The sequence below is a fragment of the Candidatus Poribacteria bacterium genome, from assembly GCA_021295755.1.
Lineage (GTDB): Bacteria > Poribacteria > WGA-4E > WGA-4E > PCPOR2b > PCPOR2b.
This window is the reverse complement of record JAGWBT010000010.1, coordinates 1-21,250: the sequence shown is the minus strand read 5'-3', so window position 1 is coordinate 21,250 and position 21,250 is coordinate 1. Positions and strand designations below refer to the sequence as shown.

Here is a 21,250-nt window from a genome sequence, read left to right as displayed (position 1 = left end):
TTAATCCTTGGAAAAATTTTGGTTCAGTGCATCTTTAATCTCTGTAATAACTTCTGTCTCAACTTCCGTGTCTAGACGCGTTTGTAATGCTTTTCTTGCCGCTTTACCGCCAATCTGCCCTAATGCCCATGCAGCATGACCACGAACTAGGGATTCGTCATCGTTCAACGCCTGTTTAAGGGCAGGCACCGCAGCGCGATCCTTCCAGTTGCCAAGCGCAACCGCAACATTTCGGAGAAGGCCGCGTCGCTTCGCTCGCTTGATTGGACTGTGCCTAAAACGTCTACTAAATTGTTCCTGTGTCATGTTTATAAGTGATAGCAGCGTGGGTGCGAGGTTTCCCTTGCGAGGATAAAAATCGCGTTCCTTTGTCGGTACCGCTTTACTGTTCCAGGGGCAGACTTCCTGACAGATGTCGCAACCGAAGATTAGATTATCCATCTGTGGGCGGAGCTTGTGTGGGATGCTCCCTTTCAACTCAATAGTAAGGTAGGAAATGCACAGCCGAGAATCCAAAATATTGGGCGCTAAGATCGCATCTGTGGGGCACGCCTCAATGCAGCGGGTGCAGGTGCCACAACTTCCACGGAGCAATGGTACGTCCGTATCCAACTTGATGCTGACTAGAATGCCTCCGAGAAAAAACCAAGAGCCTGCCCGCCAGTGGATTACATTTGTGTTTTTAGCAATCCACCCGATTCCCGCACGTTCAGCGTACTCCCGCTCAAGGACCGGAGCGGTATCTACATAAACCCTAGTTTTAACCTTTTCTTCGGCAGCCTTTTGGATAAATGTCGCCAGCCGATCTAATTTCAAGCGGATAAGACGGTGATAATCCGTTCCCCACGCGTATCGAGAAATCTGTCCGCGCGATGAGTCTTCCGCAAGTGATTTAGGTGGGTCAAGCGTGTAGTAATTAATCGCGAGCGCGACGATTGATTGGGCTTCGGGAAGGATCTGGCGCGGATCTCGCTTCAATGACAGATGCTTTTCTAAATAATCCATCTCTCCTGCATGACCATCTTTCAACCACTGTTCGTAATGGTCAACCGTCTGGCTCGGTTCAACGGGGAGGATGCCAACCAATTCAAATCCAAGTTTTTGTGCCTGAACCTTAATCTGTTCTGTCAGATTCATCAAATCTTCGCAGTGGAGCACCCGTACTTTAGTGCGTAGAGGAAACTGCGTCTCTCTTTTTATGGTAATATGAGTGAAAACATAGTATAATGTCGGTTAGCTTTGGTAGGAGGTATCACGCCACCGCTCGGCGGTGCTCCCAACCCCTTTGCTACAGGACACAAAAGTTTGTTAGATAACATCTGACAGGCGTTGAGAAAGCCAAATCCCATGATTAAAACCTACCAATATCGGATATATCCGACCTTTAAGCAAACTAAAGTGCTGCTTACATGGCTTGAGGCCTTGCGAAACCTATACAATCAAGGATTGTCTTGGCGCAAAGAGGTTTACAACAAAACAGGCGAATCTGTCAGTTGGGTTACGCAGGCGAATACCTTACCCGAATTGCGTCAGACATCCAGCACTTTTGATATGCTGCACATTGACGTGTTGCAAGATACCCTACGCCGTCTGGATAAAGCCTACCAATCGTTCTTTCGGCGTGTCCGAGCAGGTGAAGCACCCGGCTTCCCACGCTTCAAAGGTGAAGGTCGGTATCGCTCAATGACCTTTAGCCACCTGTCTAAGAATATGAATCTCAACCTATAAGAGTACGAAGTGGGGAACGGACGAGGGAATCTCACGCCTACGATATCTCTGGTTGGCTTTGAAGCTTACTTTATGCCATGTAGACACAGTTTACGCCGTAGGGGTTGGGTGTTCCAACCCAATTGTGCGTTGTGCCTCACATTCGCGCGACCTCACATAAATGTCAACAGAGCCTAGCAAGCGGCTATCGGCGAAACAGCACTACCTACCGTAAAATGAGGGACGGACTCATGAAAAGCTCATTATTATCGTAGCAGCCATTTTTTCTGAAGTCAAAGAAAATTTTTAATAAAAAATAGTATACGCCCCAAAAATTCACTTGACACGGAATAATAGTTGTTATATAATACTGCGTTACGCCCGCTTCAGACAACAAAATTCAGAAATGCCCTTATCCCCTAATTTCAAGGTCAGGTGAAAGCATGCCCCAGTCCGTTAAAAAATATGACAAACCCGTCAAATATTATGGTAAACGCGAACGATTATCTTACGGAAAAATTCCAGAGATTCTGGATCTCCCGGATCTCATTGAGGTTCAAAAATCTTCCTACGAAGAATTTCTTCAACGACAAATTCTCCCGAATAGTCCTCTAATTGGTCGGGTAATAGCTACTCCTGTTGAACATCCAACCACCGGCGATGTCTTGCTTGAGACGAATACGGAATTGACAAAAGAGCAAATTGATGAATTGCTTAAAGCAGATATCAGTGACGTTGAAGTTTCCCACGAGCACAAGACAGAGCGGGTTAGTCTGCGTGAAGATAAAGGCCTGCAAGCTGTTTTGAATGAAATCTTTCCGATTCCCGACTTCAGCGAAACTAACGAACTCCGGTTTGTTAGCTATTCACTCGGGGTCCCTAAATACGACATTAACGAATGCCAATCCCGCGGATTCAGTTATGCCTTGCCCGTAAAGGTTCGTGTCCGATTGGTTCTCAGAGAAAAAGATGAGGACACCGGTGAAAATCTGCCTACTGAGGAAATAATAGAAAATGAAGTCTATATGGGTGAAATCCCCTTGATGACGGAAAACGGCACTTTCATTATCAATGGCTCTGAACGGGTGATTGTCAGCCAGTTACAACGATCGCCCGGCGCAACGTTTGGGGAAGATACCCATACTAGCGGGCAGATACTCAACACTGCAAGGATTATTCCGTACCGCGGTGCGTGGATTGAGTTTGAGTACGACATCAAGGACATGATTTACGTCCGCCTCGATCGACGCAAAAAAATGCTCGTAACCGTTCTGCTACGGGCACTGGGTTGGGAAACGGATGAAACCATACTCAAACTGTATGCTAAGACAGAACAGGTTAAGCTCGACAAGTCCCTAATTGATCGGGTAACAGCTGCTCCGATCAGATATCCTGCCACTGAAGAACTTTTGCTTGAAGCGAATACGGAATTGACGCAAGAACAAATTGATGAATTGCGTGAGGCAAAAGTCAAAAAAGTTGAGGTTTTAGATGCAGATGATGCAGAAGATATCCGTTTCCTGCGGAATACGCTCAAGCGCGATCTCCAATCAGATTACAATCTGCCGCTAATTTTTGAAGTGTCGTCAGACGAGGTCTCGTCGGACCTCGAAAGTGATTTGACGGATGGTGAGCTAGTATCGGATGCATGGCACCAACAGTTTAAGGATAATGGTGCTTCTCTATCCTCCTCCGCGACTGTGCAAGTGTTGACAGAGGGACGCTATCGTATATCCAACAAAAACAGCAGAGATAACTTTACCATTGAGAAAGCAGGGAATACTCTCAAAGTCCATCGCGGTACTATCCAAGACCTTGCTGTAGTTGAGATATTTCGTAAGATGCAACCGGGCGATCCGCCTACAATTGAGAGTGCACACAACCGATTTGAGAAGCTATTTTTCGATCCAGTGCGTTACGATCTCGCAGAGGTAGGACGGTACAAACTCAATGAAAAATTGGGTAATCTCTCCCTGTATCGGAACGGAGATGAAGAAGTAAATGAGGAGGTTCGAGTACTGCGCAAAGAGGACATCGCCGCTGTTCTCCAATACCTGATACAGGTACAGAACGGAGAAGGGGAGATGGATGATATCGATCACCTCGGTAATCGTCGAGTTCGAGCTGTCGGTGAGCTGTTGCAGAATCAGGTACGGATGGGAATGTTGCGAGTGACTCGCGCAACGCGAGAGCGATTGACGGTTCAAGACTTGGAGAATGTAACCCCCGCCGACCTGATTAATCCTAAACCGTTGACCGCTGCAATTAAAGACTTCTTCGGTTCAAGCCAACTGTCCCAATTTATGCAGCAAGCCAATCCCCTAGACGAATTAACCCATAAACGCCGTTTGAGTGCGCTGGGACCTGGTGGACTACATCGCGAACGTGCGACCTTTGAGGTGCGAGATGTTCATCGAACTCACTACGGCCGTGTCTGTCCAATTGAGACACCTGAAGGTCCATCTGTCGGGCTAATTGTTTCCTTAAGTACTTACGCACGGGTAAACGCCTACGGTTTTATGGAGACACCCTATCGCAAGGTCTCGAAAGGCAAAGCAACCGATCAGATTGATTACTTGGCTGCGGATAAGGAAGATACGTTCACCATCGCGCAAGCGCATGCTGTCCTTGATGAGAAAGGAACAATGGAAGGCGACATGATGGTGACACGACACAAGGACGATTTTCCGCGGAAGTCAGCGCCAGAAATTGACTATATCGATGTTTCCCCCAAGCAGATCGTTGGTGTTTCTGCTGCACTCATCCCCTTCCTTGAGCACAACGATGCGAACCGTGCCTTGATGGGGAGTAACATGCAGCGACAAGCTGTGCCGCTCATCCGCCCGGAGGCTCCACTGATTGGAACGGGCATGGAACATAAAGCCGCTCGTGATTCTGGAGCGGTTGTGCTAGCAAAACGGGATGGCGTTGTGGAAAGCGTGTCCGCCGCTGAAATCATTATTCGCACTGATGACGCCTTCAGGATTGCTGGCGGAGAACAGTCGTTCAGCGAAATGGGCTACGATGTATACCGCTTGACGACCTTCAAGCGATCGAACAGTGGCACCAGTCTCCACCAACGTCCATGTGTAGATGTCGGGGAAGAGATAAAAGCGAGTCAAGTGATCGCCGATGGAACCTCCACCGAAAATGGAGAACTTGCCCTTGGAAGCAATGTCCTAATCGCATTCATGTCTTGGGAAGGATATAATTATGAGGATGCCATCCTCCTCAGCGAATCGCTCATCACTGACGATATCTACACCTCCATCCATATTGAAGAGTTTGAAGTAGAAGCGCGTGATACAAAGATGGGACGTGAGGAAATTACGCGGGACATTCCAAACGTCTCTGAGGAAGCTTTGGCACAATTGGATGAAGAGGGAATTATTCGCATCGGCTCGGTTGTCCGTCCCGGGAGTATTCTGGTCGGCAAGGTAACACCGAAGGGCGAAAGCGACCTCGGACCCGAAGAAAAACTGCTGCGCGCCATCTTTGGTGAGAAGGTTGGCGAGGTACGGGACGCTTCTAAATATGTCAAACCCGGCACAGAAGGGGTCGTGGTTGATGTTAAGGTCTTCTCTCGGAAAGAACGAGAACCCGACCGTCAAACGAGACTGCGGGAGCTCGCCAAAGAAAAAGAAGTGGAGAAGGAATGGGAAGCGAAACGTGGATTGATTAACCAACGCAAGGACGCCGAAATTCGTAACGCGCTGCTCGGGAAAAAACTTGCTAGCAGTGTTTCTGATGGCACAAACCTCATTGCTAAGAAAGGAAGGATTGTCACGGAAAAGCTGCTTGATGCGGGGATTCCGTTGGAGGACTTCCATGTTGCGAATAAGACTGCAATGGAGCTCATCGAACGGATTCAACAGTTGGCGCAAGGACGTCTTAGAGATCTGGAGGAAGAAAGGGATGCGCAGATTGAGAAGATTCGCAAGGGAGATGAGTTGAAGCCAGGTGTTCTCAAACTGGTGAAAGTTTACGTGGCGACCCGTCGAAAGATCTCTGTCGGCGACAAAATGTCCGGCAGACACGGCAACAAAGGGGTTGTTTCAAAGATTCTCCCACAAGAGGATATGCCCTATCTGGAAGACGGGACGCCAATCCAAATCATCATGAATCCATTGGGAGTTCCCGGCCGTATGAATGCGGGACAGATTCTAGAGACACATTTGGGTAGGGCAGCTAGGGAGCTTGGCTTATACATTGCTACACCGGTATTCGATGGTGCAGAGGATCCGGAGATCCGTAAACTCTTAAAAGAAGCTGGCTTGCCAGAACACGGAAAAGCCAAGTTGTACGATGGGCGCTCCGGGGAACCCTTCGCCCAAGAAGTTACCGTCGGATATACTTACATTCTCAAACTCAATCACTTGGTGGATGATAAAATTCACGCTCGCAGCACGGGTCCCTATTCATTGGTGACTCAACAACCACTTGGTGGTAAAGCGCAGCAAGGTGGTCAACGCCTCGGTGAAATGGAAGTATGGGCTCTCGAAGCATACGGTGCTGCATATACCTTGCAAGAATTACTCACAATTAAGTCCGATGATGTCGTTGGAAGGAGCAAAATTTACGAAGCTATTGTCAAAGGAGAGAATGCTCCTGCGCCGGGCACTCCAGAATCGTTCAACGTCCTTGTGAAGGAATTACAAAGTCTTTGTTTGGATGTAGACCTAGAACAGACATCTGACGACCTAGATACTTTTGACCTAGCCCCTGAGGATTGGGAGTCGGAACATGAGATCTGATTCAACCAATCAGGGCCTTGCGTAAGGTATATCCAACCTACAAAAAAATTGCCCCATGCCTAAGAGATAACGTGAATCTTAATCTGATTTCGTTGCGCCGATAGCCCGATGTTGCCCTGATCAGATCGAGAGCTTTTCAACGTCATGGATTCGAAATTTGCTTGGTGAATCTTGGTAAATGGGGCTTACAGCTGCTCACACCAAAACGAAAAGACCACACTACCGAATCAATACTTAATTTTCAATTGCTGATTGGTTAATACTAAGGGAGAACAGCCATGTCAAATCACATCCAAGAACACACAACACAGTCGGGAAGTCTAAACAATTTTGATGCAATTTCAATCCGGATTGCTTCGCCAGAACACATTAAGGAATGGTCAAAACATACAGCGTGCCACCAGCGTACCAGTGGCTGTGCAACAAATAACTGTGCATGTGGCGAAGTACGAAAACCTGAAACGATTAACTATCGTACATTTCGTCCCGAACGAGATGGTCTGTTCTGTGAGGCAATTTTTGGGCCCCAAAAAGATTGGGAATGTGGCTGCGGTAAGTACAAGCGGATTAAGCATAAAGGAGTAATATGCGACCGATGTGGTGTTGAAGTTACCCAACAGAAGGTACGCCGCGAACGGATGGGATATATCGAATTAGCGGCACCCGTATCACACATCTGGTTTTTTAAAGGGCTGCCTTCCCGGATAGGGTTGTTTTTAGACCTCCCATTCCGTGAGATTGAGCGTGTCATCTATTTTGAGTCGTTCATTGTATTAGAGATTAATGACCCAGAATGTGGCTTAGAAGTAAAACAGCTCTTGACAGAGGAAGAGTACACGGAATACCAAGATAAGTTTCCCAATAGTTTCCGTGCAGGTATGGGGGCGGATGCCATTCGAGAATTGCTGGAACAGATTGATCTAGATCAGGAAATCGAAACCCTGCGTTCAGAACTTGAAGCGACCGCAAGTAAGCAAAAATCTCGAAAGCTGTCCAAGCGACTCAAATTGGTCATGGGCTTCAAAAAGTCCGGGAATCTACCGCATTGGATGATTCTTACGGTGATTCCGGTAATTCCGCCAGACCTGAGACCGTTGGTTGCTCTCGACGGCGGACGGTTTGCTACTAGCGATTTGAACGATCTGTATCGGCGCGTGATTAATCGGAACAACCGTCTGAAACGTCTGATGGAACTCCGGGCACCGGAAGTAATTATCCGCAATGAGAAACGAATGCTCCAAGAAGCGGTAGATGCACTGCTGGACAATGGTCGCCATGGTCGCATGGTACGTGGTCCGGGCAATCGTCCTCTCAAATCTCTCTCCGATATGCTCAAGGGGAAGCCGGGGCGTTTTCGTCAAAACCTGCTCGGCAAACGTGTAGACTATTCGGGACGAACCGTCATCGTGGTGGGACCGGAGCTCCAGTTGCACCAGTGTGGTTTGCCGAAGAAGATGGCATTGGAGCTGTTTAAACCGTTCATCATTCATAAGTTGCAAGCGAAGGGCTATGCCCATACCATCAAACGGGCGAAAAATATGGCGGAGCAGGTTTCGGAGGAGGTATGGGAGGTGTTGGAAGAGGTAATTGATGAGCATCCAGTGCTCCTGAACCGCGCGCCAACACTCCACCGACTCGGAATTCAAGCGTTCCAACCTGTACTTGTCGAGGGAAAAGCCATTCGCATCAATCCACTGGTGTGTGAGGCATTCAATGCCGATTTTGATGGCGACCAGATGGCAGTGCATGTGCCATTAAGCGTTGAGGCACAGGTTGAAGCGAAGCTACTGATGATGGCTACGCGAAACCTGCTCAAGCCTGCACACGGCGGCGCTATTGCAGTGCCGAACCGAGATGTCGCAATGGGGGTTAGCTTCCTTACGAAGGGTGTTCCTGAAGAGGAATGGGAGAAAGTGTGCAAAGTACCAACTCCCCGAACCTATCAGGATACGGAAGAGATTATTCTTGCACACGATTGCGGTGCACTCGGATTGCATGATCCCGTAAAGCTTTACTTTGAGGGAGCAGAGCAGCCAATTGTAACAACAGTAGGACGGGTGATCTTTAATCAGGCTATCCCTGATACACTACTCTTCACCGATCCCAAGACACAACAAACGCTGCCATTTGTCAACCAAGAAATGGGTTCCCGCGATCTTTCAGACTTAGTCTCTCGTGCCTTTGAGGAATTGGGTAATCGCCAAACTGTCGCGTTTATAGATGACTTGAAGCGGCTTGGCTTTCATTATGCAACGCTAGGTGGGATTTCTATTGCCATGCAGGACATGATCATCCCACACGAGAAGGAGGAGCTGATAAGAGAAGCGCGAAAGCAGGTAGAGCAGATTGAAGCCGATTACCAGAGAGGCGACATGGGCATGAGTGAGGGTGAACGATACAACAAGGTGATTGATGTCTGGCATCGGTTGATTGAAGAAATCGAAACTGCCTTGTTTGATGGACTGGAACAGGGACGTGATGATGAGGTTGAAGGATTCAATCCCGTTCATATCATGGTGGATTCAGGTGCGATTTCTCGAAGCAAGCGCGATTCAATTCGCCAACTGGCGGGTTTGCGTGGATTGATGGCAAAGCCCTCTGGAGAGATTATTGAGCAGCCGATTGAATCTTGCTTCCACGAAGGATTATCAGTGCTTGAATACTTCATCTCGACGCACGGTGCGCGGAAGGGACTTGCTGACACTGCTATTAAGACTGCGAGTAGTGGTTACCTGACGCGGAAGTTAGTTGATGTTGCACAAGATGTCATGATAACAACCGATGACTGCGGAACACTCGGAGGTATTACCAAGACGACAGGCGAAGAAGAGGAAAGTCCGTTTGCAGAACGGATCTTCGGACGGACAGCCGCAGATGACATCATTGACTTGAGCACAGGTGAAGTGCTGGTGCCAAAGGATGAGTTGATTACCCAACAAGCAGCAAAGCAAATCGAGGCAGTTGGTATTCCTGAAGTCCGTGTTCGGTCTGTGTTGACATGCGAAGCCCGGTACGGTGTTTGTGCAAAGTGTTACGGCACTGATTTAACAAGCAATCATATAGTAGATGTTGGTGAGGCGATTGGCATCATCGCAGCGCAATCGATTGGGGAGCCGGGGACGCAGTTGACAATGCGGACGTTCCACACAGGTGGCACCGTCAGTGGTGGTGGGTCCCAATCGAGGGTCGAAGCTCGGCATGATGGGACAGTTCAATATTACAATGTCAGATTTATTGAACGCCCTGTTGAAGCCAATTTGGCATCAGAAGATCAACAGCCCGATACAGAAACGGAAAGGGTTGTCCTTTCACGCAATGCTCAAATCCGGATTATTGATGACAATGGATATACGGTGGAGCGGCATACCGCTGATGTTGGCGCGCGATTATACGTCAATGATGGGCAAAAAGTGACTAAAGGTAATTCCCAGAATGGTGAACAAGCAACGTTGCTGCTTGAGTGGGATCCGTATCAAGTGCCGATTCTGACAGAATATGCCGGACACGTTGTGTTCAAGAACATTGATAAAGGCAAAACAGCGCGTGAGGAAAGAACCTCTGGTTCAGCGGAGTGGGTCATTATCGAACACAGAGGCGAGGATCAGCCACAGATTGAGATTCATGATGATGCCGGAGAAGTCCTAGTTAGCTATCAGATGCCGACAGGGGCATACCTTTCGGTTCCCGTTAAAGAACTGGAAGAAAATGAAACTGTCTTGGAACCAGCTAAAGAGCAGGTGGAACAAGGAGCTGTCTTGGCACGGCTGCCGCGCGAAAAAGGGCAGAGTCGAGACATTGTGACAGGGTTGCCACGGGTCACAGAGCTCTTTGAGGCGCGACGACCAAAGGACACCGCTGTCATCTCCAAGATTGAAGGACAGGTCGAGTTGGAAAGTGCTAGCCGCGGTGTACGCATTCTGCGTGTGGTAGACGGAGACTTTCAAGAAAGCCATCGCATTCCACAGGGCAAACACCTAATTGTGCAGGATAATGATAGAGTTGCTGCCGGAGAACGATTGACAGATGGACCAATCAACCCGCACGATATCCTTGAAGTGAAAGGGGAAGAGGCGGTCCAGAATTATTTGGTCAATGAAGTTCAAGATGTGTACAGAACACAAGGCGAGCGTATCAACGACAAGCACATCGAAGTCATCGTGCGACAGATGCTAAGTAAGGTAAAAATCGAGAATCCGGGCGATACAGAATTTCTCGAAGAAGAGGAAGTAGAACGTACGACCTTCAATCGAGCGAATCGCCGCGTTATTGAAAGCGGCGGACAGCCTGCAACGGCTGAATCGATTTTACAAGGAATCACGAAGGCGTCCCTGTCCACGGAAAGCTTCATCTCCGCCGCTTCGTTCCAGCAGACGACCAATGTGCTAACGAGGGCTTCGGTTATCGGCAAACGAGATCGACTTGTTGGTCTGAAGGAAAATGTCATTATGGGACATCTTATCCCTGCAGGAACAGGAGTGTCTAAGTTCCGGAAGATTCGCGCCTTCCCCACAGGGGAAGCACAACTCGAATCCGATGGGGATTCAGAGCAACCTGAGTTTACTGATCCTCTATCGCCTCAGGTTGATGAACCAGCAGCAGATTAAACTTGAACGGCGTTACGGCTTTGCGTAGTTCGTTTTTGCATGGAAGATGAAACGCTAAATGTTTCGTCTTCCTCTTGCAACGCACGTAAATACCTACTCGGTGGTTGAGAGAAAGGCCTCCAATACCTTCCATGAGTCGACGAGCAGGATGGTTCCTCGATAACGCTGTGAGGAATCAAACTGCGTTCCCTCTTGGAGACGTTGGATTGGGAGGCGAAACCGTTCAATCGTTTGCATCGCCGTGGGGTCCTGCCCAATCAGAACGCCTAAATCCGCGTCAAGGATAGCCAGAAAGTCTGAGATTGAATCCCCAATATACAGTGTCCGAGCGATTCCCCCGTCCCCGGTTTCATCGGGGCGCGGGGGATTTTTTTTTCGGGCCCTGAACTTTCTCAATTTATCCTGTGCCGAAACGATATGCAGGTGAATATGCCCGGTCGAGCGTCCTGCCGCATCATACTGCAAACTGTTGGTGATTATTCGATCGCATAGCCCCTCCGTTGCTCCTTGGATCAAAGCCTCCGACCAATTGGCTGATAAAATCTCAACCGCAACGCCATCCGCTCGCATAACGGACAACACCCGATTAGCCCCCGGTTTCTTGACGACGTTCCGTCCAACCGCTCTTAATCCCTGGCTTGTAAGTCCTTGCAGAAACCCTTTCGCTATCACTCGTTGTATAGAGACTGTTTCCAGTTCCTCAAAGGATTTTAGATAATCAACAAGTGAATGCCGATGGTCCTGCCACGCATCGCATACTCGGTGATACCGTGTCAAAAACCATTGTACCATCTCCTGCCAAGCTGCGAGAAACTCCTCTTTCTCATGCGCACGGTTGTCAGCCGCTGTATGCACAAGGGTGCTGATAGTATCTCGTTCCGATATCGTTTCATCAAAATCGGTGATAAGTTTATCGATTGGGTATTTTGGCATACAGTGTTGTTCGTGAATTGGGCTACTGTGGCTTAAATTGCACCACTAATTTCTCCGCCCATGCTTGGTTGGCGTCAATGGTCCGTCCGGCGTTATGGGGTGTGTGGACGACGTTATGTCGCCCCAGAAGCGGATCGTCTAACGGAAGCGGTTCGACATCCCAAACATCGGCAGCAAGGCTTAATTCGTCAGCAAGAACCCGCTTCCGTACTGCCTCCATATCGCAAATCCCTGCACGCGTTGCCAGAACTACTAAACAGCCTTTCGGTAGCGCGTTGATATGTTCTGCAGTAACGATGCCCCGCGTTGATTCTAACAGAGGCACCATCGGCGCGAAGATTTCAGCGTCTTTAACTAGTTCAGAAAGGTGCCATTCCTTCCGAGAACCTGCGCGATGAAAACAGGGTTCACTGGCATACGGATCCCAAACCGCTACATCCGCACCCAGCATGTGAACAAAACTGGCATAGCGACTGCTAATGTTTCCAGCACCGACGATACGCACCCGTTTTCCTGCAATTGTGCCGCTGGTAAAGTTCGGGTCATCGCCAAATTGGTGTCCACGCCCCCCGGGAGTACCCATGCCGTTGGGTGCTTCGTAATCCCAAGGCACTAAGCTGCTAAGAATCGCACGATGTAGTTGTGGGATACGACGCAATCCGCACAGCGTCAACGCAAGAGCGTATTCCGACACAGTTTGGCCCCAAAATCCCTCGGTCGGATGATTATAAAGCGTGATTCCTGCCTGCTGGATATGTTCCTGAATCGGTCCCTCTGATACGCTACTACCGTAGCTACCTTGGAAGGTCGCCTCCTCTAGCCCCGTAAGACGCTGCAGACACTCCAACGTCACGGGTACGCTGAGAGATGCAAGCCGTTTGATTTCAGCGGGGTTTGAGACAATCTCGCCGAGGTTTCGCTCCTCGCTGGGTTCGAGGCGTATGAATTCGACATCTCCTTGTGCCTGCCACAATGTGTGGAAGTGATCTGCTGCAAAGGGCCAAACGCCGTCAAAACGGGGATGGACAACAATTAAGCTGCTCATTAATTAATGCTCCTTTCTGATACCAATTTTTCATCAGTTTCTTCGTCGCTCTGATTAACTATACTATTTTGCGAGGAAGGTTAGTAATTTTGTCGTGACAAGAAGAAACAGATCTTTCGGTCTAGATCCGGTATGCACCACACGTTGGGAATTAAACGCCTGTAAGTAATTTAATATAAGTCCTAGCAACTTTCAAATCTTCCAACGCCTCTTCCGAAGTGCAAGGCGGATCTGTCTCTCCTTTGATAGCGGTTACGAAATTGACCGCCTGTTGCCGCATGGCGTGTACCGAAGGGAGTTGTGGTACGACGGTCTCCGGAGTAATGCCGTCGCCGGGATCCCGCAGTATCTCAACGCGACCGGGACGATTACTCGCTAATGGTGCTGGCAGTTTAATTTTCACATAACCCCGCTCAAAACACACGAGCGCGGATTCCTGCCAATCAATTGTCGTGTTGTAGGGGGACATTTCAATGGTGCAGGCGATGCCGTTTTCGCTCTGCCCTGCCAGTAGTACACCAGAAGGATCGGCATACGTGACTGCATAGGATTCTCCAAGCAGGTAGCGCATCAGATTGATCTGATGAATATAATAGTTAACGAAACCGTTATACTGGTTGCGGATTTCGTCATTCATGCCAGCAGCGGGCGGATCCCACTCCAGAGAAGGGGCAGGAGAATCATCACGGATTAGATCGTTAAAACCACCCGCCACCCAATCCCCGGAGGGCATTAGGATACGAACATACGTCATTTTTCCAAGTTCGCCCGATGTTTTGAGACGCTCAATTTCCGTCTTTGCGTACATTGTTGCTAAGTCGCTGCGCTTGTGATAGCCGACCATGTGCCACGTCCCGCTTGTTCTCATAGCGGCCACAATCTTTTCGCCAGCTTCGATAGAAGCTGCAAGCGGTTTTTCGGTAAAGACAGGGACCCCTGCCTTGAGAAGTTCAGGCACAAGTATCCCATATCGACCGAAAGGTTGGGCAGCCACAATACCATCCAACGCTTCGTTTTGCAGCATCCCGTCGTGTGTAGGATAGGTATTTGGGATACCGTAGCGGGTAGCGACTTTTCGACGCAGGGGCTCGCGTATCTCAGCAACCGCAACTACCTGACAAATATCCAGATTCGCATAGTTCTTCAGGTGGGCGCATTGCCCCATGTTACCGACGCCGACGAATCCAATCCTAACCTTCTGCTCCGGCATATTATGATTCCTTTCCAGAGCATATCTTATCAGATTTGCCAGACACGGTCAATCCCAAAGTGGGACCCTTCCGCCAACGATGTTGACAAACTTTCCCGGCACCCTTATAATGAACATCTACCTGACCAAATAGATACATGGAATTATCTAAAATTCGTTGGTCTATAATTTATAATAATCATAGGAGATCGATAATGCCAGTTTTCACAGCGGAGGTCTTGGCACAAACATGCCTGAGCGTTTTCCGCGCGATGGGCATCTCTGACGCAGAGTCTGAAGTCGTGACACGCTCCATGGTTGACGCCAATCTAGTCGGACATGATTCACACGGCATCATCCACTTGCCAAAATACGTTCACGAAATCGAGGAATCCCTGATTCAGCCGGGGGCGACAATCGAAGTTAAACGCGAATCCCCTTCGATGGCAGCACTCGATGGAAATTGGGGATTTGGACCTGTAATTGCGACACATGGGATGAAATTAGCAATTGAAAAGGCAAAAGCGACCGATGTCAGTACGATTACCATCTCCCGTTCTAATGAGACCGGTAGGTTGGGCGGATATGTACTGATTGCGGCAGCGAAGAATATGATCGGGATCTTGACGGTGAACGACCATGGCGGCGGTCAAAATGTCGCGCCTTATGGAGGAATAGAGGGACGGCTTTCAACCAATCCGCTAGCTTGTGCCATTCCTGTTGAAGGACGTGAGCCCATTGTGTTAGACATGTCTACCAGCGTTGTCGCAGCGGGCAAGGTGCGAGTGAGACGGCATCGGAAAGAGCCTGCCCCGGAGGGTTGGCTTATTGATGCTGCAGGACAGCCGACAACCAATGTCGAGGATTTTTATGCCTCTCCGCCCGGTGCGCTGCTTCCTTTTGGAGGGATCGCCGCGCAAAAAGGATTCGGACTCAGTATGGTTGTTGATATCCTCTCTGGAGCGTTGAGTGGGGCGGGGTGTACCAGCCGAGAAGGATCAAGGGTGGGCAACGGTGTGTTCATCACAGTTATTAACATTGCCAGTTTTGTGGACCTGCCAGATTTCAATGCAGAGGTCAATAGCTTCATTGACTACATCAAGTCTTCCAGACGTTTACCCGGTGTCGAGGCGATCCGCATTCCAGGTGAGCGCGGCAGAGATGAACAAGAAAAACGGAGGCGGGAGGGGATTTTCATCGAAGAAAGCACATGGGAACAGATTCAAGAGGTTATGCGGAAATATCAGCTTCCAATCCCTGATCCGTTGGCATAGACAGTTTCAAGCGCAGATCTGTTAGATTTCGTTTACGCTTTAGCCTCCGGGAAATCCTATAAGCATCAATCCATAACCGCTTCCTGATACCATTCCCAAAACTTGCACAACCCAGCTGCGAGAGAAGTTTGCGGATTATAGCCCAACAACCGACGCGCTTTGTCGATATCCGCGAAAGTAATTTTCGGCTCGCTGAGTGGGGCAGGCGGCGTGGATAATATCGCTTTGTGACTGACCAACCCTTCGATAATCTCTACGAAATCCGTCATGAGGATTGGTTCACCGCGTCCGAGGTTGATGAGTTCATAGCCTAGTGGCCTATCGATCGCAGCGGTTACACCTCCAAGGATGTCATCAATATAAGTCCAATCACGCTTCATTTGCCCCCCATCGAACAGGACAATTTCCCGTTGATTAACAATACCCTCTGTAACGATGAACGGCATCATATCAGGGCGTCCACGGGGACCGTAGACATTGAAAAGACGCAACGCCGTGAAATTCAGTCCGTGCAAATGGTGATAAGTATATCCCATCAACTCGACGGCTTTTTTGCTCGCAGGGTAGGGCGCGAGGGGATGATTACAGGGATCAGTCTCAACAAAAGGCAGCTGCTTTGTGTTTCCGTACACCGATGAGGTAGACGCAAAGACAAAGTTTTCGACACCAATCTCACGGGCAGCTTCTAGCAGGTTGATAGACCCGCCGATGTTGACATCGGTGTAGAGTTTGGCGCGTCCGATAGAGTAACGCACGGCGCCGTAGGCAGCTAAATGAACAACCGCCTCGGGTCTGTGTTCTGTGAAGATACGGTTGATGTTTTCCTCATCGCGGATGTCACCCTCGCACAAAATACAGCGGGAGTGATTGCGTAATTGATGGACGTTTTCCTGTTTACGCGCAGTGTCGTAATAATCGTTGAAGTTGTCTAAGGCTATCACCGTATCACCACGGTTCAGCAGCTTTTCACAAAGATGTGAACCGATGAAACCCGCAGCACCGGTGACGAGAATTTTCAAGATGAGCTTCCCTTTCTCTCAGTCCTTTCTTTGAGGCGGTGGTTGAAATGCAGACAAAACAACCTTTTTCCTTTTTTTATTTAGAAGTCTAGTTCTTAGAAGTCTAGTTCTTGGATGACGTTATCCTATCATACAATTGTTGGCTTGGACAAGGGAGATAAATTACAAAGCCGGTTTAGGATTGTATGTTTTATAGCTATTTTCTGGTTGTTTCAATCGGATGTTAAGTAGGAAAGATTTTGCTTTTTTTCGCTGAATGTGCTACTTTAAGATTTATCCATGCCAGTGTGGGGATCCGGGGAGGCAGCAACATAATGAACGAAAATCTTGATTGGGTAGACATATCCCGGACTTATGGAGCACAGTATACAAGGAGACCGTATGGGAACAGGGCAAGCTGCCATAAAACTTCTGCGTTATAGTCCGGGACTCTTTCTGCTCACAATACTGTTTCGGGGTGCAGATGACCTTGTCCCACTTATGACCGGGTGGGTCTTTAAAGAGTTCTTCGATGCCCTTACGGGCGATGCACAAGCGGGATTCACCGCATGGACGCTTGTAGCACTGTTTATCGCTGTTGAGATTAGCGACGTTATCGCTCTGTTTGGATCTGCAGTCGTTTGGCCCCGCTGGTGGTACGCAGTAGAATCGCTGCTTCGCAAAAACTTAATGACAGCCTTGCTTAACGTGCGAACGCCGCGTCGTATTTCAAGTGCGTCCGGCGAAATAACTAACAGTTTCCGCGATGATGTTGGAACGGTCGTTAGATACTTAGAGCGATACATTCATCTGTGGGGCAACCTCATCTTTGCAGTACTCGCCATCATCGTGATGGTGCGGATAAACGTGATAATTACACTCGTTACGGTCATTCCGTCTATCTTCGTGGTAATTATTATTGATGCAGCAAGGAAATATATCCATAAATATCGATCAGCACAACGGGTTGCCACAGCGCGGTCAACAAACTTCATCAACGAGATGTTCCAAGCGGTGTTGGCAATTAAGGTTGCAACGATGGAGTCAAATGTCATCTCGCACTTTCGCCGGCTTAACGATGCGCGACGAAAATCGACTCTGATAGATAACCTGCTTGAACAACTCCTGCGCTCGATTAATCAGAATCTCGGGAACATTGCAACAGGCGTGATTCTCATACTCGCTGCAGAGAAGCTGAAATCAGGCGAATTTACAGTCGGCGATATTGTCCTCTTCATGGCCTACGTGGGTGAAGTTGCTAGGAGCGGTTCGCTCTTAGGAACAACAATGACACACCATGCACGCGCACAAATTTCGTTCGGCCGAATGGAACGAATTAGTGATGGAACACCACCAAGCATACTCGCCCAACATAGTCCGGTTTACCTCCGGGGCAATCTGCCTACTGTTCCTGTCCCTGTCAAGACGAACGCCGATCAACTTCACGAACTAACGGTCAAAGGACTAACCTACCGTTACGAGGGATCTGAGAATGGGATTCACGGGATTGATCTACAGATCCCCGCCGGTTCATTTATCGTCATCACAGGACGAATTGGCGCTGGCAAATCGACGCTGTTGCGAACTCTCTTAGGGGTATTGCCAAGGGAGTCCGGAGAGATTTACTGGAATGACAAAGTGGTGGACGATCCCAAATCGTGCTTTGTGCCGCCCCGTTGCGCCTATACCCCACAAGTTCCACAACTTTTTAGTGAACCACTCAAAGACAATATACTCATGGGATTGCCAGATGACCCGGAGGCACTTAACAGAGCGATTCGATTGGGTGTAATGGAGGACGATCTCCCGACACTCGAAAACGGATTGGATACAATCGTGGGTCCACGGGGAGTCAAGCTATCGGGAGGACAGATACAACGCGCTGCTGCGACACGGATGTTTATCCGTCCTGCCGAGCTTTATGTCTTCGATGACCTATCTTCTGCGCTCGACGTAGAGACAGAACGGGTACTTTGGGATCGCGTCTTTGAAACACAACGTGCTACCTGTCTTGTTGTTTCCCATCGTCGTCCAGCGCTCCGTCGTGCGGATAAGATTATTGTCCTGAAGAACGGGCGAGTTGAAGGGGTAGGTACACTGGACACCCTCCTAGCATCCTGTGAGGAGATGCAACGGTTGTGGCGCGGGGAAGTAGACGCGTAATTCTCAATAGGGGTTCTCCGCTGTTGTTATAGGACACCAGCGGGCGGTCAACAGGTCGTCCCATAAAGCATCTTGTGCCTCGGGCGTTCCGATCTGCCGCAATACCGCAGCCGCATAGTAACGAACATACCGGTCCTCATCGCTTAACCTTCCCGCCAATGTTGGCACGATACCATCTGCCGATTGACCAATTTTTGCGAGTGCCATCATCGCGTTGAGTCGAACCAGCATCTCCGAGTCGCTTGAGACCTGCATCAACGCTGGAACAATATCTTCGGCAGGTGTCGCAATTATTCCTAACGCCTCCGCTGCATTACGGCGGACCCACGAACTCTCATCACGCAGCCCCTGAATCAATGGTGACACAGCCTCTTCCGCATGCGAACCTAGATTGCCCAGCGTATCCGCGGCTGCCGCACGGGTGGGCCAAGACACATCATCTAACGCTGAAATCAATGCCGGTATACTGGACTGTCCCACCTCCGTCAACGCTTGAGCAGAGTAGAGATCGGCTGGATTACCACCTTGTGGATTCGCCGCAGTTTTTGCAACGTTTGTTTCCGCCAAAGCCTCGGCTTCTTCTTGTAGCGCTTCCATTAGTGCTGGCACGACGGATTCACCCATGCCCCCTAGCGCATAAGCCGAAGTCAGACGAACACTCTCATCGGTATCTCGTAGTCCCGCTATCAGTTGTGACACAGAGCCATTTTCGTCGGGTGCGACGTGCGTTGAATCCCCACCATTGCTTTGAGCGAGCCATTTCCAAACATTCCTTGATAATGCCTCATGTTTGTCGTTATCTGCAGGTTGCCAGGGCGTATGTCCGTCACCCGATAGAGATTGAGATGGTTCCTGCATCCGTGTGAACTGAAACTTCAGCATGTAACGTCTTTTGTCGCTACGATTCGCTGTCGCTCGATGCCACGAATCGAAATTCACAATTGTCACCGTGCCCGCCTTTCCACAAAGGGCTTTTGCCCACTCAGTGCTTTGCGTCGGGTTCGTGTCCGAAACCGTGTTGTAATACTGCTTTCCGGGTAAGACCCCTGTCGGTCCCATGTCTTCGGTGACATCTTGCGGATAGTAGAAAGCCATCACCCATCGAAAGCGGTGGTGACGAACCTTCTGGTCAAATATATAATCGTCCTTATGCCAAGTTTGTCCGTCGCTCCCCGGCGAGTTAAGATGGCAGTAGCGATGGGGATGGATCAGGTAATCTGGACCTAACAGACTCGTCAACGCCCCACACACCTTCGGATGCTCGAAAACTCGCTGAATATCAGGAATCCGAGGCAGTAAGTTATTTCCCGGATTGCCTTCCTTCGCAAGTACTTCTTCGATCTGCTGGTAGATGTGTCCGTGAAAATCGGTCGGAAAATCAGCTTGAATTTGGATATGCCCGCTGACAATAAAATCCCGAATCTCTTCGTCGCTAAGAAGATAAGCTTTGTCCACCATTTCCTTTTTCCTTTCAATATGGGTTCGCCTACTTCCCTTGTGGAAGCTACTAAAGCTTCATGAGTTCAGATTCGCTTAGGTATGGTTGAATTTTTTCCACAAATTCAGCGACTGTCTCATCAACCGTTGTCGTGGAAGTGTCTAGCGTTATCTTGTTTTTAATCGACGAATTTTGGTGCGCATCCTCGAATTTTTGCAACACATCTGGGATGTCCTGTTCAGGCACAACGGGGTATTTATGGGGATTTTCTTTCATCCGCTTGGCAATAACTTCGGAAGATGCCTTCACTAGGATAAGCACGGTTTCGGGCGCAAACTTGAGGATACGCTGCTCGAGGTTTTGTGAAATCGTCTGCCGGTCACCCATCTCACCCGGCCCACCGTAGCCGTAGTACAACTGTCCGTATATTGTGTCTTCGATATGGATGCCGATTCCGAGAAAGTCCTCTCCCGACGAAGACTGGGCGGGTGTGTGATAGTAAAGGTTATGCCGCATTATAACTTCTGTCAGTCGCGGACTAAGTGCATCGAACTGAGCGATTTCCTCCTCAGTCAGCTCTGGTCCGTGGGGCTTAGTATCTGGCAGCTTGAAGTGATCATGGATGAGGGTAAATTCCTTACCCATCGTCTCTTTGGTCCATTCGTTGATTGCGTAGGCTAATGTGGTTGTGCCGCTGTATTCACAGCCGATTAGAATAAGTCTCATTTTTTCCTCCGTTACTTTTGGGTAGATGGAGAGTTGTTTCTAACAAACAATTGTTCTGTCAAAGAAAGTTTCCTTCACCGCAGAGATGCTGTTCCCTGTAGGCTGCACTGGCAGCGTTCAAAGTCTCAATCGCTTCGTCGGACAATACCATCTCTGTGCCAGCGAAATTGTCCTCGACATGTTCAGGAGTTTCAGCACCAGCTAGTACGCTCGTCACCTCTGGGTGGGTCAACACCCAAGCGACACAAACCGTTCCACGACTCACGCGCAGATCTTGAGCCACTTGGTCCAACACATCTATCAGCGTCGCCAAGGGTGTGTCCGGATCGATATTACGTCCTGGCACAAGATGTCCGGTGTCCAAAGGGCTAAAGGCGAGAAGTCCCAGCCCTGATTTCCGCAACACGGGAAACATCTCT

12 protein-coding genes and 1 pseudogene are annotated in these 21,250 nt (G+C 49.2%); 5 read left to right on the top strand and 8 right to left on the bottom strand.

The features are described from left to right. On the bottom strand, window positions 1-1,137 hold the full coding sequence (gene queG, locus J4G02_02465; protein ID MCE2393459.1) for a tRNA epoxyqueuosine(34) reductase QueG: 1,137 nt from the start codon (window positions 1,135-1,137) through the stop codon (window positions 1-3). A 210-nt stretch (window positions 1,138-1,347) separates the two neighbouring features. On the opposite strand from queG, the pseudogene J4G02_02460 reads away from it, so the two are divergent. The 3 genes and pseudogenes from J4G02_02460 to rpoC all read left to right on the top strand — a co-directional run bounded on the left by J4G02_02460 (window position 1,348) and on the right by rpoC (window position 11,065). Beyond that, a pseudogene (locus J4G02_02460) lies at window positions 1,348-1,707 on the top strand (helix-turn-helix domain-containing protein). A 443-nt stretch (window positions 1,708-2,150) separates the two neighbouring features. Then, a complete protein-coding gene (rpoB, locus tag J4G02_02455; GenBank protein ID MCE2393458.1) occupies window positions 2,151-6,461 on the top strand; it encodes a DNA-directed RNA polymerase subunit beta in 4,311 nt (1,436 codons plus the stop codon). 278 nt (window positions 6,462-6,739) lie between these two features. Continuing rightward, window positions 6,740-11,065, top strand: a complete 4,326-nt coding sequence (rpoC, locus tag J4G02_02450; GenBank protein MCE2393457.1) for a DNA-directed RNA polymerase subunit beta' — start codon at window positions 6,740-6,742, stop codon at window positions 11,063-11,065. A 93-nt stretch (window positions 11,066-11,158) separates the two neighbouring features. On the opposite strand, the gene J4G02_02445 is transcribed toward rpoC, so the two are convergent. The 3 genes from J4G02_02445 to J4G02_02435 all read right to left on the bottom strand — a co-directional run bounded on the left by J4G02_02445 (window position 11,159) and on the right by J4G02_02435 (window position 14,253). Continuing rightward, entirely contained in the window at window positions 11,159-11,998 is an 840-nt protein-coding gene (locus J4G02_02445) for a haloacid dehalogenase-like hydrolase (GenBank protein MCE2393456.1), read from the bottom strand. Between the two features lie 22 nt (window positions 11,999-12,020). Further along, window positions 12,021-13,043, bottom strand: coding sequence for a hydroxyacid dehydrogenase (locus J4G02_02440; GenBank protein MCE2393455.1), 1,023 nt, complete (start codon window positions 13,041-13,043; stop codon window positions 12,021-12,023). Between the two features lie 151 nt (window positions 13,044-13,194). Continuing rightward, window positions 13,195-14,253, bottom strand: a complete 1,059-nt coding sequence (locus tag J4G02_02435) for a Gfo/Idh/MocA family oxidoreductase (protein ID MCE2393454.1) — start codon at window positions 14,251-14,253, stop codon at window positions 13,195-13,197. A gap of 194 nt (window positions 14,254-14,447) precedes the next feature. On the opposite strand from J4G02_02435, the gene J4G02_02430 reads away from it, so the two are divergent. Further along, entirely contained in the window at window positions 14,448-15,506 is a 1,059-nt protein-coding gene (locus J4G02_02430; protein MCE2393453.1) for an Ldh family oxidoreductase, read from the top strand. Between the two features lie 65 nt (window positions 15,507-15,571). Here the strand turns inward: J4G02_02430 and J4G02_02425 are convergent, their stop codons facing one another. Then, window positions 15,572-16,525: a GDP-mannose 4,6-dehydratase gene (locus J4G02_02425; GenBank protein ID MCE2393452.1), complete on the bottom strand. Its 954-nt coding sequence runs from the start codon at window positions 16,523-16,525 to the stop codon at window positions 15,572-15,574. A 381-nt stretch (window positions 16,526-16,906) separates the two neighbouring features. Here J4G02_02425 and J4G02_02420 point away from each other — a divergent pair, with 381 nt between their 5' ends. Next, on the top strand, window positions 16,907-18,667 hold the full coding sequence (locus tag J4G02_02420; GenBank protein MCE2393451.1) for an ABC transporter ATP-binding protein: 1,761 nt from the start codon (window positions 16,907-16,909) through the stop codon (window positions 18,665-18,667). A 3-nt stretch (window positions 18,668-18,670) separates the two neighbouring features. On the opposite strand, the gene J4G02_02415 is transcribed toward J4G02_02420, so the two are convergent. The 3 genes from J4G02_02415 to J4G02_02405 form a co-directional block, all read right to left on the bottom strand. Then, window positions 18,671-20,125, bottom strand: a complete 1,455-nt coding sequence (locus tag J4G02_02415) for a HEAT repeat domain-containing protein (protein MCE2393450.1) — start codon at window positions 20,123-20,125, stop codon at window positions 18,671-18,673. 49 nt (window positions 20,126-20,174) lie between these two features. Beyond that, window positions 20,175-20,831, bottom strand: coding sequence for a hypothetical protein (locus tag J4G02_02410; GenBank protein MCE2393449.1), 657 nt, complete (start codon window positions 20,829-20,831; stop codon window positions 20,175-20,177). A gap of 58 nt (window positions 20,832-20,889) precedes the next feature. Continuing rightward, the coding region (locus tag J4G02_02405; GenBank protein ID MCE2393448.1) for an aldo/keto reductase at window positions 20,890-21,250 on the bottom strand (361 nt) is incomplete at its 5' end.